Origin of the sequence: Halomonas sp. SH5A2, from assembly GCF_014263395.1 — a bacterium.
Taxonomy (GTDB): Bacteria; Pseudomonadota; Gammaproteobacteria; order Pseudomonadales; family Halomonadaceae; genus Vreelandella.
Genome location: NZ_CP058321.1, coordinates 1,435,379 through 1,447,078, shown reverse-complemented (window position 1 = coordinate 1,447,078; position 11,700 = coordinate 1,435,379). Strand labels below are relative to the sequence as shown.

Genomic DNA, 11,700 nt, shown 5'->3' with positions numbered 1-11,700 from the left:
GCAATCTCCTTCCCACTAGTCCACCTCATGATCAGGGGGCACATCCAATAACCTTAGCGCATTACCTGTCACACTAGAGAATACCGGCGCCGCCACGGCTCCCCCGTAAAACTCGCCTGCCTTGGGATGGTCGATCATGACCACCGTCACGATGCGGGGATCCGAAATCGGGGCAATGCCAGCAAAGACGCTACGATAAGCATCTTTGGCGTAGCCTCCCTGCCCTGATTTACGCACCGTCCCGGTCTTGCCGCCCACGCGATAACCCTCAACACGCGCTCTCCGCCCCCCGGTATAAGCTGCCACCGAGTCTTCTAGAATCTGCAGTAGGTCATTGGCGACGCTTGGCTGAATCGCTGGTGTTCCCTCGGGCTGAGAGGATAAGCGTAACAGTGATGGCGATATACGGACGCCATCGTTGGCAATCGCCGTGTACGCACTGGCCAGTTGCACCGCGGATACCGACAGGCCATAGCCGTACGAAAGCGCTGCCCGTTCGCTGCGCGATCGGCGTATCGGTGCGGGCAAGTGCCCCGTGGTTTCGCCTGGAAACCCTGTTTCAGTACTTTGCCCAAAGCCAAGCTGATGATACTTTTCCCAGATCGCCGTGTCGTCCAGCTCTAAAGCAAGACGCGACATGCCAATGTTGGACGACTTTTCCAAAATACCCGCCAGGTCCAACTCACCATAATTACGAAAATCACGGATCGTGTATTCATCAATCCGCATCCAGCCCGGCGAGGTATCAACGACGGTATCGCTATCAAAGCCTTCACTTTCCAGCACCGCCGACATCGCCAGCGGCTTCATCACCGAACCTGGCTCGAAAACATCGACCAGCGCCTGGTTGCGCAGCCCGCGGGGGTCGAGCCCGGCCCGATTATTGGGGTTATAAGAGGGTAAATTGGCCATTGCCAGCACTTCACCGCTGCGGGCGTCCATCATGACCAGGACACCACCATCCGCTTCGTTTTCAGCAACCGCTGATCTGAGCTCCCGGTAGGCCATGTACTGCAAACGCTGATCAATTGATAGAGTCAAGTCGCCACCCGGCTGAGCTTCACGGATAACATCTAACTCTCTGACCAGCCGACCACGACGATCCTTGATAATGCGTCGCTGCCCCGGACGACCGGCCAGGTGTGGCTGGTAGGCAAGCTCGAGCCCTTCTTGTCCGACATCATCAACGTTGGTCACACCAAGCAGCTGTGCCGCGACTTCACCCGCGGGGTAGTAACGCTTGTATTCCCGCTGGGGGTAGACCCCAGGCGTGCGCAAATCGAGGATACGTTGGGCGGCTTCGGGCGTCATTTGGCGACGCAGGTACATGAACTCGTGTTCGCTATAGCGCGCTACTCGGGCTTCAAACGACTCCAGCGACATGCCCAGTGCCTGAGCCAGGACAATACGCTGAATCGCATCGTCAGGAAGTTCTTGGGGGTTCGCCCAAAGGGTTACCACAGGTGTCGAGATCGCCAGCGGCTCGCCATTGCGGTCTGTAATCATCCCCCGGTGGGCGGGGATGACCTCATTACGCAACGTTCGCGCATCCCCCTGGCTTTGCAGAAAAGGACGGTCGATCACCTGCAGTAAGGTAATCCGCCCTATCAGGACCGCGGACGCCAGCACAATAAGCAGCATGACAAAGAAAAACCGCCCCCCCGGCAGTGGGGGGGCGACAGGCGCTTGACGTGAACTGACGCCCCGGCGCTGAGAGCTCATGGCCGAATTACCTCAACGTCGTTGACGTCGGGAATACGCATCCCCAAACGCTGTGTGGCAATTTGCTCAATCCGCGCAGGCGTTGACCACGCGCCTTCCTCCAACAGTAGTTGACCCCATTCTGTATTTAACTGGCTCTGCTCTTGCTCTAGCTGCTGTAACTGAGCGTACTGCCCTCGCGTCGCATGGGTCGTCGCGACGACGCACAAGGCCGTTGCCAGGCAGGCTAAAAAAAGCAGGCTCAGTGCCACCGGCCAGGGCCGCAGACGAAAAGAAAACGGCCATCCAGCCTGTAAAGAAGACCACCACCGATCAAGTTGCTCCAAGCTCATGCTGACATCCGTGATCACTCTCGTTTACGTGCTGCTCGCATGACCGCGCTACGGGCACGTGGATTCTCAGCCACTTCGTCATCGCTTGGCCGTTTTCCTTTACCCAGCGCCTCGAGACGACGATTCAACTGGTCATCACGAATCGGCACACCCTTGGGTAGATGAGTATCGCCCCGCACATGATGACGAATAAACCGTTTTACCCGGCGGTCCTCGAGCGAATGGAAGCTAATGACCACCAAATGACCACCCGGCGCCAAGGCCTCGAGGGCTGCCTCCAGCGCCGCATCCAGCTGTTCCAACTCGCCGTTTAAATAAATTCGCAGGCCCTGAAATGCCTTAGTAGCCGGATGCCGGCCTTTTTCCCAGGCAGGATGGGCGGCTTTCAGCACGTCGGCCAAGTCCACCGTATGTGTAAAGGGAGTATCGCCCCGTCTATTGACGACCGCTCGCGCGAGTCGTTTTCCAAAGCGCTCTTCGCCATAGGCTTTGAATACGTGCGCGATGGTTGCTTCACTCGCGTGAGCAAGAAATTCCGCGGCGCTTTCCCCCTGGCTGGGATCCATACGCATGTCCAGCGGACCATTGCGCATAAAGCTGAAACCCCGCTCAGGGTCATCAAGCTGTGGCGATGACACGCCAACATCAAGCAGGATTCCGGCAAGTTTGCCATGCACGCCCTGCTCGCGGGCAACATCGGCCAGCCGGGCAAAGTCGCGCTGCACCATGGTAAATCGTGAATCGGCAATATCTGCTGCTGCCGCCACGGCTTGAGGATCCCGGTCGAGGGCAATCAAGCGCCCTGCCTCGTTCAAGCGCGACAAAATGACCCGGGAATGGCCGCCGCGGCCAAAGGTGCCGTCAAGGTATACGCCATCGGGTTGATGCACGAGGACATCGACGGCGCCGTCCAGTAGCACACTGGTATGCTCGAATTGAGCGCTGGCCTGGTCAGGTGACGGCATGGTAAAGCTCACAGACAGTACACTCACAAGATAGTGTGGGGTATGCCTGGGCACACCCCGATGGATGGGGAGTCGGCCGATAAGCCGGGTTCTGTCGTGGACAGTCATTCCTCTAGGCGCTGCGTTACCACAGCGCTCAAGCAACCTACCCGGACCCAGCGCGGGCCACGCCATTGGGTCCCTATTTGGTCTTGCTCCGAGTGGGGTTTACCTTGCCACGCACTGTTGCCAGGCGCGCGGTGCGCTCTTACCGCACCCTTTCACCCTTACCGGCCCCCAGCTTTGAAACTCAGGGGCTTAGGCGGTCTACTCTCTGCTGCACTTTCCGTCGGCTCGCGCCGCCCAGGCGTTACCTGGCACTCTGCCCTATGGAGCCCGGACTTTCCTCCCCCAATACCTTTTGAGGTGCATTAGCGGCGACTGTCTGGCCAACTCCGGCGGCAAGCATACCAGCGCCCAACGTTCGCCTCAATGCTCGCCTTTCATGGCTTGCAAGCGGGCATACCAGGTTTGCTTACGACCGCCGAACAGGCGGGCGGCAACACTCGCCGCCTGCTTGACACCAACTCCTTCTCCAAGCAACGTCTCAAGCAAGGTATCGGCGTCAATCGCCTGTTGCTCACTTTGCGCTACCGGCGGCGCGCCGGCGATGATCACCACAAACTCGCCACGCGCCTGATTCGGGTCGCTTGATAACTGATCCAGTAGCGACGCCGGCGTACCGTGAAGAAATGTCTCGAAGGTTTTGGTCAACTCGCGAGCCAGGACGACCTCGCGGCCTTCCAGCTGCTCATGCAAGGCTTCCAGCGTATGCACAATGCGATGCGGGGATTCGTAAAATACCAGCGTCTCCTCGCGCACCTTCCAAGCCTCCAGCGCTTGTCGTCTCGCTCCAGGCTTGGCAGGTAGAAACCCACCAAATACAAATCGATCGGTAGGCAAGCCGGCCGCGGACAACGCGGTAATCAGCGCACAGGGGCCAGGTATCGGCACGACATGACGGTTGCGCGCGCGAAGCTCGCGCACCAATACGAACCCCGGGTCGCTGATCAGCGGCGTACCGGCATCGCTGATCAAGGCAATATCCTCCCCCGCTTCAAGATAGCGATCCAGGCTATCGACCCGTCGCGCTTCGTTGTGTTCGTGCAACGATACCATCGGCTTATTCAAGCCCAGGTGCGACAGCAGGCGGGCGCTGTGGCGGGTATCCTCAGCGGCAACGCGTGTCACCTCGCCTAGCAATCGCACAGCGCGGGCGGAAAGATCATCCAAATTCCCAATCGGCGTGGCGACCACGTACAATGTACCCGGTGGTGTGTGTGTCATCGTGACTCCCAATTCGTCAATGGCTTGCCCCTCGGTACGCTATGCTTGTCCAATAGCCGCCAAATCGTTGACAAGCAGCGACGGCGCAAACGGAAACTAAGGAAGGATACATGAAACAGTCATTACGTGGCTTTCTTGCCGCTACGCTCATGGCACTTCTCGTTGCGGGTTGTGCGACACAGCCTCCCGGTGTCGTTGATCGAGAACCCGCCGAGGACCCTGGCCGTCTGCTTAGCCAGGCGGAAGAACAGGCCCCCGGAGAAGCCGCCAGAACGCGCCTCGAGGCGGCCAATATTTTTGCCCGCCAGGGCCAGCGCGAAGATGCCTTTGAGGCGGCTGACGCCATTGACGAGCAAGCGCTATCCGAAGCAAACCGGGTTCGCTGGGCACTCCTTTTTTCCGAGTTAGCCCGCGCACTCAATGAACCTGACAGCGTTTTGCGCGCCGTCCAGGTGCTTGATGACGAGTTGCCAATGCAGGCCGACCAGCAGCGCACGCTCGAAGACCGCCAGCGCTGGGCACGCGAAGCGCTCGACAAGCCCGACCCGGAACGCTTTGCACTGCCTGAACTGGAAGGCGAAACGATCAACCGTATCGTCGTGGCACTGCCCGAATCCGGCGCACTCAGCAGCGTCGCCGAGACCATTGCTTCTGCCATGCGCCGCCATCACGACATCAAGGGCGACAACGTACAACTAAGCTTCCTGGATGCTTCGCAGTACTCGCTCAACGAGCTTTATGATCGCACCCAGCAGATGAACGCTCAGGTGATGATTGGTCCGCTGGACAAGGAACAGGTCACTCAGCTTGAACAGCGCGAAAGCGTTCCCGTGCCGACATTGGCGCTCAACTACGGTAGTGGCGATAGCAATCAAGCCAAGCGGCTTTTCCAATACGGCCTCTCGGCTGAAGACGAAGCACGTCAGGCCGCACGCCGTGCATGGCAGGATGGCCACCGCCAAATGTCTCTGATGGTACCCGATAACGACTGGGGACAGCGCGTCGGCGAAGCCTTCTGGAACGAGTGGCATCGTCAGGGTGGTGACATCAGCAACGCCGTGCGCTATAACCCTGACAACCCGGTGTCTGATGCGGTAAAGACGGCTTTGAACGTTCGCGGAGAACGCGCGCAGCTTAACGATATTGATGCCCTCTTCCTACTCGCGCTACCGGACTATGCTCGCCAGGTGCCGCCCACCATGGATTACTATTACGCGCCTGACCTCCCCATCTATGCCACGTCCCACCTTCACGAAGGACGGCGTCAGACACGCCTTGATCAGGATCTCAACGACGTCATGTTCATGGATATCCCCTGGCAAATTCCCGATGCCGCCGTGGGAGGTGAAGAAGTGCTGCCCTTCTACGACAGCTACCAGCGTCTACGAGAAGAGCCCGATGCTTCTATGTTCCGATTAATGGCCATGGGGGTCGATGCCTATGAGATCGCCACACACCTTTCTGATTTTTCTGCACTGGAAGGCTTTGATGGCAGCACTGGCAAGCTGTTTCTCACCGGCGACGGCAGAATTTATCGCGAGCTGCCTTGGGCCAAGTTCCAGAACGGAACACCTGCGCCGATTTTAATTCCCGGCTTGATGGGTAATGAAGAAGGCAACGACGAAGGCGATGACAACTAATCCCCAGACAGCTCGATCGCGCGGTCAGGCCATTGAGCAGTTTGCAGCTCAATGGCTGCAGCAGCAGGGACTGCGGTTAATCGCTAGTAATCATCATGTTAAAGGCGGCGAGCTTGACCTGATCATGCAGGATGCGGATATTCTGGTCTTCGTAGAGGTCAAACATCGCAAATCGAGCCGCTACGGGCATCCTCTTGAGTCCGTAACGGCCCAGAAACAGCAACGGCTTATCCGGGCCGCACGTCTTTATTTAGCCTCAAGGCGACACCCGTCAGCGTGTCGTTTTGACGTTATCGCCATGACCGGCACACCCCCTCAGATGGAAGTCGAGTGGGTAAAAGCCGCTTTTGACGCCTTTTGAACTGACAACCAGGAAGCCCTAATGGACTTTCAACCACGCATACTGGACCACTTCAACGCCAGCATTGATACCAAAACCTACGCCAGCGAGGTGCTGCCGCCTTTTATTGAGGTCGCCAGTCAGATGATGGTGCAATGTTTGGTAAGCGAAGGCAAAATTCTCGCCTGCGGAAACGGCGGCAGCGCGGGTGATAGCCAGCATTTCTCGTCGGAGTTGCTCAACCGCTTTGAGCGCGAGCGGCCGAGCTTACCGGCACTGGCGTTAACCACGGATACCTCCACACTAACCTCGATCGCCAATGATTATACGTATAACGAAGTATTCTCTAAGCAAATCAGAGCGCTAGGTCAGCCAGGCGACATACTTCTGGCCATTTCAACAAGTGGCAACTCGGCTAATATCGTGCAGGCTATACAAGCCGCTCACGACCGTGACATGACGGTCGTGGCGTTAACCGGACGGGATGGCGGTGATATGGCATCGCTACTGGGTCAGGATGACTGCGAAATTCGTGTGCCCGCCACCTCCACGGCACGCATCCAGGAAGTGCACTTGTTGGTCATCCACTGCCTTTGCGACTTGATCGATGAGCAACTATTCGGCGGCTAAACCAGCCCTGTCGATAATGAAAAGGAACCTATCAATGACTCCAAAACTCTCAGCTTCACATTTTTCTCGCCTGTTAATGGCGGCCACTCTGGGAGCCAGTATTCTGCTCGCAGGTTGCGCGACCAACACCGCTGTCGATGCTTCAAATTACGGTCAACGCGGCGAAGACGTCGTTGCCGTTGACGAAACGATTGAACGAGAAGTCGGGCGTGCGCTAGACCGAGCTGACGGACGGCTAGGTGACGCCCGCATTCGCCCCCATAGCTTTAATGGCGTCGTGCTACTGGTTGGCCAAGTGCCCAGCGAGGAACTGCGCGAGATGGCCGAAAACGTCACTGCTGACTTACGTGGCGTTAATGACGTACACAACGAGTTGACGGTTTCAGCCCGCCTACCCAGCACCCAGCGCTTGACCGACACTTGGTTAACCAGCAACGTTATGGCTCAGCTGGCAACCAATGACCGCATTGACTCGTCAAAACTCAAGGTCACGACAGAAAACGCCAGCGTTTACATCATGGGCATGGTGTCGCGTGGAGAAGCGGATCGCATCGTCAATACAGCTTCCAACGTGGCAGGTGTCCAGCGGATTGTAAAAGTCTTCGAGTATATCGACTGAACCGACACTCAAAGCAAATAAAAAAGCCTCGCTGTTTTTGAACAGCGAGGCTTTTTTGTATAGAAATGCGTTCGAAGGGAACTGTCGCGTTACTTCACCACCCGCAGCGATGGCTTTTTCTTGCTGGGCTTATCCTTTGATTCACTGTCTGAATCCGACGTTTCCTTTGACGTTTCTTCAGATGCTGAATCTCCTTCGCCGGTTGATTCCGTTACGGCCAGCGTTGGCTTGCTTGGCGAAAAGGTTTCGTCTGCCGCTTCTTCTTCACCCTCAACCGGGGTTAATTCCGGCTCGTGACCAAACACCATGCCAGCGCCATTTTCACGGGCATAAATCGCGATGAGTGCCGGCGTAGGAATCATCACCTGCATGGGCTGACCACCGAAACGCGCATTAAAACCAATGGCCTGGTTTTCCATAAACAGGTCGCGAACCGCTGTAGGCGCAACATTGAGTACGATTTGGCCGTTTTGCACAAATTGACGAGGCACTTCAACACCAGGCTGCGTGGCATCCACGACCAAGTGCGGTGTGAGTTCGTTGTCCAGCAACCACTCGTAGAGCGCTCGGGCAATATAAGGACGGCTCGATTTCATCTCGTCTCGCTCCTCCCAGAGAAAAGGCCCCGCCAGGCGAGGCCTGAGTGGGTTCAGGCGCGCATCTCTTTTTCGCGCTCGTTCAAAGCGGCTTTAAATGCGTCTCGCTCGAACACCCGCGACATATAGTTTAATAGCGGCTTTACCTGTTTTTCCGGCAGTTCAATATTCAGTGCCGGTAAACGCCATAGGATCGGCGCCAGACAGCAGTCAACCAGAGTGAATTCGTCACTCATGAAATACGGCATGTCTTCAAAAATAGGCGAAATACCGATCAGACTTTCACGTAGCTCTTTACGTGCTTTCTCAGCTTCTTTTTTCCCACCGCTGGTGATTTGCTCGACCATCGGGCACCACTCGCGTTCGATGCGATGCATCCAAAGACGGCTCTGCGCACGTGCCACAGGATAAACAGGCAACAGTGGCGGATGCGGAAAACGCTCATCCAGGTATTCCATCATGACCTTCGACTCGTAGAGCACCAAGTCACGGTCAAGCAACGTCGGAACGCTGTTGTACGGGTTCAAGTCGGCGAGCTCGTCAGGGACATTCTCGTCGGAGACATCGACGACGTCGACAGCCACCCCCTTCTCAGCCAGCACAATGCGGACACGATGACTGAAATGATCATCATTACCTGAATAAAAAATCATCGACGACCGTTTGGCCACAACTCCCATGAAACCATCCTCGCAACGAATCAATCTTGAATAATAACACGTCCACCCCACCCTTGGGGAAGGCAACGCCATGCATTACGTTAAAGGCTAACATACAAAGGGCGCACGACTTGGCCGCACGCCCTAGATTGCCCTGTATCAGCGTCTTCAATGAATATCGCGCCAATACTCACGCTTGAGAAGATAGGCAATAACAGCAAAGATAAACAAAAAGATGAGCACCTTAGGCGCTAACGCCTGAGCCTGAAGCTTCGAGGGCTCTCCCACATAGGCAAGAAAGTTTGTGAGGTCATAAACCGCCTCTTCAAACTCCTCTGGCGAGAGTTCGCCCTGGTGGGTAATTTCCAACGTATCACAGTCAGCTTCACTGCCGGAGGCACCTTCTGATGCATCTGCCTCAGGACATACCTTTTCTTGTACGCCCTGGAGCGGCTCCAGCACATTGGGCATGGCTACCAGCTCGAATACCGCATTGTTAACCCCGGTGGGTTGGCTCGGGTCTTGATAAAAACTGAGCAGATAGGAATACAGCCAGTCAGTGCCGTGCAGCCTAGCTGACAGTGTCAGGTCTGGGGGTGGTGCACCAAACCATGTTTCACCGTTTTCCTCGCTCATTGACGTTTGCATTTGATCGTTGAACGCCAGTTCGGAGGAAAAGATGACATTGTCCTCAATAATGTCCCGTGGAATATCCAGATCCTCAGCGGCGCGCGAAAATCGCTGATACTCAAGCGAGTGGCAGCCCATACAATAATTAACGTAGAGCTTCATGCCATTTTGCAACGACGCCTGATCCTGCAGATCCGGCTCCATGGAATGCGGAACACCTGCGCCACCGGCAGCCATTGCGGTCATTGGCACCAGAACGGCAATGAGCGCGATCAGTTGTTTTTTCATTAGCCAGTCACCCTTTCCGGAACGGGTTTTGTTTTTTCCAACCGCGTATAGATCGGCATCAACAGGAAATAAGCGAAATAGATCGCCGTGCAGACTTGGGCCAATAGCGTTCGCCCCCCTGTTGAAGGCATTACCCCTAGAACGCCAAGCGTCACAAAGCTTGCCGCAAACAACGCTAACATCAGCTTGGATATCCAGCCTTTATAGCGGATTGAGCGCACAGGGCTACGATCCAGCCATGGCAGTACAAACATCACGGCAATGGCCCCGCCCATGCACATCACCCCTAAAAACTTAGCCTCCAAACCGAAAATCGAGAAGGTGATGGCACGCAAAATCGCGTAAAAGGGCGTGAAATACCACACGGGCGCGATATGGTCGGGGGTTTGTAACGGATTAGCCGGTTCAAAGTTGGGCGTTTCAATGAAATACCCGCCCCCTTCCGGGAAATAGAACACCACAATGCAGAACACAAACAGGAAAACGGCAACGCCCGCCAGATCTTTAACCGTGTAATAAGGATGAAAAGGAATACCATCCCGCGGCTTACCGGCTTCATCTTTTTTCTGCTTGATATCGATGCCGTCTGGATTGTTGGAGCCCACCTCGTGGAGCGCCACAATATGCAGCACCACCAACGCGAGAATCACAATCGGCAACGCCACCACATGCAAGGCAAAAAAGCGATTCAGCGTTATGCCTGAAATCAGATAGTCGCCACGTACCCACTGCGCCAGGTCGGGACCAATGAAGGGAATGGCAGAGAACAGTGAAATAATCACTTGCGCGCCCCAGTACGACATCTGTCCCCAAGGTAGCAGATACCCCATGAACGCCTCGGCCATCAGGGTTAAATAAATGGCCATACCGAAGATCCACACCAGTTCTCGAGGCGCTTTGTAGGAGCCATATAGCAATCCCCGGAACATATGCAGATATATCACCACAAAGAACGCTGAGGCCCCCGTGGTGTGCATATAGCGGATCAGCCAGCCCCACTCCACATCGCGCATGATGTATTCAATGGAGTCAAAGGCGCCTTCAGCACTGGGATTGAAGCTCATGGTGAGCCAGATGCCCGTCAGAATCTGGTTGACGAGAACCAATAGCGCCAGAGAACCGAAAAAATACCAAAAATTAAAATTTTTCGGCGCGTAATAGTGCGACAGATGGTCCTGAAAGAGTTGCGTTGCCGGAAAGCGGGCGTCAATCCAACGCATCAGGCCACGGGGAGCTTTGGTTTTATTCGAATTACCCATCAAGCCGTCTCCTCATCTTCGCCGACAACAATGATGTTATCGCCCTCGAAACGATAGGGGGGAACTTCCAGGTTGGTAGGCGCCGGTACATTGCTGAACACACGCCCTGCCAAGTCAAACCGCGAGCCATGACAGGGACAGAAGAAGCCGCCGGGCCAGTCGTCGACACCAACTCCCGTTGCATCAGGCTCCGGACGGTAGACTGGCGAACACCCTAGATGCGTACAGATACCGATCAGGACACCAATTTCCGGGCGTATGGAGCGCATTTGACCGGCGCTATAGGCAGGTTGCAGAGACGCTTGAGAATCCGGGTCGGCGAGACGGTCAGCGGCAAAGGATTCCGTGCGCTCGATCATCTCGGGCGTTCGGTTGATAATCCAGACGGGACGCCCTCTCCATTCGACCGTCATACGCTGCCCCGGAGCCAGCTTCGAAACGTCGGCTTGAACAGGCGCCCCCGCCGCCCGGGCTCTTGCACTTGGCTGCCAAGCCGACACAAACGGGATTGCGACCCCAACCGCTCCTACTGCGCCGACAACGGTCGTCGCCCCTACAAGGAAACGCCGCCGCCCCTTGTTAACGCCGTTATTTGCCATATCCGGCCCCCACTTTTTTTCTTCACGCAGCGCTTAATGCTCCGCAAAGATGACTGTTGTTATTTAATGTCTATGTATAAAGTAGTTTAACCAGC

The 11,700-nt window shown here is 56.0% G+C and carries 13 protein-coding genes and 1 other RNA gene; 4 read left to right on the top strand and 10 right to left on the bottom strand.

The features are described from left to right. Positions 1-15 precede the first annotated feature (15 nt). The 5 genes from HXW73_RS06725 to rsmI all read right to left on the bottom strand — a co-directional run bounded on the left by HXW73_RS06725 (position 16) and on the right by rsmI (position 4,345). Complete coding sequence (locus HXW73_RS06725) at positions 16-1,722, bottom strand: peptidoglycan D,D-transpeptidase FtsI family protein (protein WP_186255471.1); 1,707 nt, start codon at positions 1,720-1,722, stop codon at positions 16-18. Next, the gene (gene ftsL / locus HXW73_RS06720; protein ID WP_186255470.1) at positions 1,719-2,054 is read right to left on the bottom strand and encodes a cell division protein FtsL; all 336 of its coding nucleotides are present in this window, start codon (positions 2,052-2,054) and stop codon (positions 1,719-1,721) included. Before ftsL ends, HXW73_RS06725 begins: the two co-directional genes overlap by 4 nt. Positions 2,055-2,068: 14 nt before the next feature. Continuing rightward, complete coding sequence (gene rsmH / locus HXW73_RS06715; protein ID WP_186255469.1) at positions 2,069-3,019, bottom strand: 16S rRNA (cytosine(1402)-N(4))-methyltransferase RsmH; 951 nt, start codon at positions 3,017-3,019, stop codon at positions 2,069-2,071. A gap of 64 nt (positions 3,020-3,083) precedes the next feature. Then, positions 3,084-3,455, bottom strand: an RNA gene (gene rnpB, locus HXW73_RS06710) — RNase P RNA component class A. Between the two features lie 32 nt (positions 3,456-3,487). Further along, the gene (rsmI, locus tag HXW73_RS06705; RefSeq protein ID WP_186255468.1) at positions 3,488-4,345 is read right to left on the bottom strand and encodes a 16S rRNA (cytidine(1402)-2'-O)-methyltransferase; all 858 of its coding nucleotides are present in this window, start codon (positions 4,343-4,345) and stop codon (positions 3,488-3,490) included. A 110-nt stretch (positions 4,346-4,455) separates the two neighbouring features. On the opposite strand from rsmI, the gene HXW73_RS06700 reads away from it, so the two are divergent. Genes HXW73_RS06700 through HXW73_RS06685 form a run of 4 tightly spaced genes read left to right on the top strand, consistent with a single transcriptional unit; the run spans position 4,456 to position 7,574 of the window. Further along, on the top strand, positions 4,456-5,985 hold the full coding sequence (locus tag HXW73_RS06700; protein WP_186255467.1) for a penicillin-binding protein activator: 1,530 nt from the start codon (positions 4,456-4,458) through the stop codon (positions 5,983-5,985). Then, entirely contained in the window at positions 5,975-6,346 is a 372-nt protein-coding gene (locus tag HXW73_RS06695) for a YraN family protein (RefSeq protein WP_186255466.1), read from the top strand. Before HXW73_RS06700 ends, HXW73_RS06695 begins: the two co-directional genes overlap by 11 nt. Before the next feature lie 21 nt (positions 6,347-6,367). Further along, positions 6,368-6,955: a phosphoheptose isomerase gene (locus tag HXW73_RS06690; protein ID WP_066321086.1), complete on the top strand. Its 588-nt coding sequence runs from the start codon at positions 6,368-6,370 to the stop codon at positions 6,953-6,955. 34 nt (positions 6,956-6,989) lie between these two features. Then, a complete protein-coding gene (locus tag HXW73_RS06685; protein ID WP_240538728.1) occupies positions 6,990-7,574 on the top strand; it encodes a BON domain-containing protein in 585 nt (194 codons plus the stop codon). A gap of 89 nt (positions 7,575-7,663) precedes the next feature. On the opposite strand, the gene HXW73_RS06680 is transcribed toward HXW73_RS06685, so the two are convergent. From HXW73_RS06680 to petA, 5 genes are all read right to left on the bottom strand, one after another. Further along, on the bottom strand, positions 7,664-8,170 hold the full coding sequence (locus HXW73_RS06680; RefSeq protein WP_186255465.1) for a ClpXP protease specificity-enhancing factor: 507 nt from the start codon (positions 8,168-8,170) through the stop codon (positions 7,664-7,666). 53 nt (positions 8,171-8,223) lie between these two features. Further along, positions 8,224-8,850, bottom strand: a complete 627-nt coding sequence (sspA, locus tag HXW73_RS06675; RefSeq protein WP_085918003.1) for a stringent starvation protein SspA — start codon at positions 8,848-8,850, stop codon at positions 8,224-8,226. 147 nt (positions 8,851-8,997) lie between these two features. After that, positions 8,998-9,747, bottom strand: coding sequence for a cytochrome c1 (locus tag HXW73_RS06670; RefSeq protein WP_186255464.1), 750 nt, complete (start codon positions 9,745-9,747; stop codon positions 8,998-9,000). Next, positions 9,747-11,006, bottom strand: coding sequence for a cytochrome b (locus tag HXW73_RS06665; RefSeq protein WP_186255463.1), 1,260 nt, complete (start codon positions 11,004-11,006; stop codon positions 9,747-9,749). The genes HXW73_RS06670 and HXW73_RS06665 overlap by 1 nt, the downstream gene beginning before the upstream one ends. Then, entirely contained in the window at positions 11,006-11,605 is a 600-nt protein-coding gene (gene petA / locus HXW73_RS06660; RefSeq protein WP_186255462.1) for a ubiquinol-cytochrome c reductase iron-sulfur subunit, read from the bottom strand. Before petA ends, HXW73_RS06665 begins: the two co-directional genes overlap by 1 nt. Positions 11,606-11,700: the final 95 nt, after the last annotated feature.

What these genes read in the sequence shown, in the direction of transcription:
- HXW73_RS06725 (WP_186255471.1), bottom strand. Translation starts at nt 1,722, where the DNA reads ATGAGCTCTCAGCGCCGGGGCGTCAGTTCACGTCAAGCGCCTGTCGCC.
- ftsL (WP_186255470.1), bottom strand. Translation starts at nt 2,054, where the DNA reads ATGAGCTTGGAGCAACTTGATCGGTGGTGGTCTTCTTTACAGGCTGGA.
- rsmH (WP_186255469.1), bottom strand. Translation starts at nt 3,019, where the DNA reads ATGCCGTCACCTGACCAGGCCAGCGCTCAATTCGAGCATACCAGTGTG.
- rsmI (WP_186255468.1), bottom strand. Translation starts at nt 4,345, where the DNA reads ATGACACACACACCACCGGGTACATTGTACGTGGTCGCCACGCCGATT.
- HXW73_RS06700 (WP_186255467.1), top strand. Translation starts at nt 4,456, where the DNA reads ATGAAACAGTCATTACGTGGCTTTCTTGCCGCTACGCTCATGGCACTT.
- HXW73_RS06695 (WP_186255466.1), top strand. Translation starts at nt 5,975, where the DNA reads ATGACAACTAATCCCCAGACAGCTCGATCGCGCGGTCAGGCCATTGAG.
- HXW73_RS06690 (WP_066321086.1), top strand. Translation starts at nt 6,368, where the DNA reads ATGGACTTTCAACCACGCATACTGGACCACTTCAACGCCAGCATTGAT.
- HXW73_RS06685 (WP_240538728.1), top strand. Translation starts at nt 6,990, where the DNA reads ATGACTCCAAAACTCTCAGCTTCACATTTTTCTCGCCTGTTAATGGCG.
- HXW73_RS06680 (WP_186255465.1), bottom strand. Translation starts at nt 8,170, where the DNA reads ATGAAATCGAGCCGTCCTTATATTGCCCGAGCGCTCTACGAGTGGTTG.
- sspA (WP_085918003.1), bottom strand. Translation starts at nt 8,850, where the DNA reads ATGGGAGTTGTGGCCAAACGGTCGTCGATGATTTTTTATTCAGGTAAT.
- HXW73_RS06670 (WP_186255464.1), bottom strand. Translation starts at nt 9,747, where the DNA reads ATGAAAAAACAACTGATCGCGCTCATTGCCGTTCTGGTGCCAATGACC.
- HXW73_RS06665 (WP_186255463.1), bottom strand. Translation starts at nt 11,006, where the DNA reads ATGGGTAATTCGAATAAAACCAAAGCTCCCCGTGGCCTGATGCGTTGG.
- petA (WP_186255462.1), bottom strand. Translation starts at nt 11,605, where the DNA reads ATGGCAAATAACGGCGTTAACAAGGGGCGGCGGCGTTTCCTTGTAGGG.